Below are 1,369 nucleotides of genomic sequence, written 5' to 3' on the forward strand. Positions count from 1 at the left end.
TGCGTCGGGTCCTTGATGTCGCAGGTCTTGCAGTGCACGCAGTTCTGCGCGTTGATCACCAGACGATCGCTGCCGTCGTCGTTCTTCACGAACTCGTACACGGCCGCCGGGCAGAAACGCCCCTCGGGGCCCGCGTACGTGCGCAGGTTCACGTTCACCGGCACGCTCGCATCCTTCAGCGTCAGGTGCGCCGGCTGGTTCTCCTCGTGGTTCGTGTTCGAGATGAACACCGACGACAGCCGGTCGAACGTCAGCTTGCCGTCCGGCTTCGGATACGCGATCGGCTCGCACTGCGACGCCGGCTTCAGCATCTCGTGGTCCGCATGCTGGTGATGCAGCGTCCACGGTACGTTGCCGCCCATCACCTTCTGCTCGAGCCCGACCATCAGCGTGCCGAGATACAGGCCCTTCGCCATCCACTGCTTGAAGTTGCGCGCGCGGTACAACTCCGTGTACAGCCACGATTGCTTGAACGCATCCGGGTACGCATTGAGCTCGTCCGACTGACGGCCGGCCTGCACCGCGTCGAACGCGGCGTCGGCCGCCAACATCCCGGTCTTGATCGCCGCATGGCTGCCCTTGATCCGCGACGCGTTCAGGAAACCCGCGTCGTCGCCGATCAGCGCGCCGCCGGGGAACACCGTCTTCGGCAGCGACAGCAGGCCGCCGGCCGTGATCGCACGCGCGCCGTACGACACGCGCTTGCCGCCTTCGAGGAACGCGCGGATCGACGGGTGCGTCTTGTAGCGCTGGAATTCCTCGAACGGCGACAGGTACGGGTTCGTGTAGCCCAGGCCCACCACGAACCCGACCACGACCTGGTTGTTGTCCATGTGATACAGGAACGAGCCGCCGTACGTGTCGGACTTCAGCGGCCAGCCGGCCGTGTGGATCACGAGGCCCGGCTTGTGCTTCGCGGGATCGATTTCCCACAGTTCCTTGATGCCGATCCCGTACGCCTGCGGATCGGCGTTCGCGTCGAGCTTGAACGTCGAGATCAGCTGACGGCCGAGGTGGCCGCGGCAGCCTTCGGCGAACAGCGTGTACTTCGCGTGCAATTCCATGCCGAGCTGGAAGTTCTCGGTCGGCTCGCCGTCCTTGCCCACGCCCATGTTGCCGGTGGCGACGCCCTTCACCGAGCCGTCGTCGTTGTAGAGAATCTCCGCGGCCGGGAAGCCGGGGAAGATCTCCACACCGAGCGCTTCGGCCTGCTGGCCGAGCCAGCGCGTCACGTTGCCCAGCGAAATCACGTAGTTGCCGTGATTCTTGAAGTTGTCCGGCAGCGCCCAGTTCGGCGTGGTCACCGCGCTCTTCTCGGACAGGAACAGGAAGCGGTCTTCGCTCACCTCGACGTCGAGCGGTGCGCCGC

General features: G+C 65.3%; 1 protein-coding gene. It reads right to left on the reverse strand.

The features are described from left to right. Nucleotides 1-1,369, reverse strand: a 1,369-nt coding sequence (locus U4Z31_RS36845) for an electron transfer flavoprotein-ubiquinone oxidoreductase (RefSeq protein ID WP_321812981.1), incomplete at both ends; no start/stop codon positions are given.

This window comes from Burkholderia sp. BCC1985, from assembly GCF_905339915.1.
GTDB lineage: Bacteria > Pseudomonadota > Gammaproteobacteria > Burkholderiales > Burkholderiaceae > Burkholderia.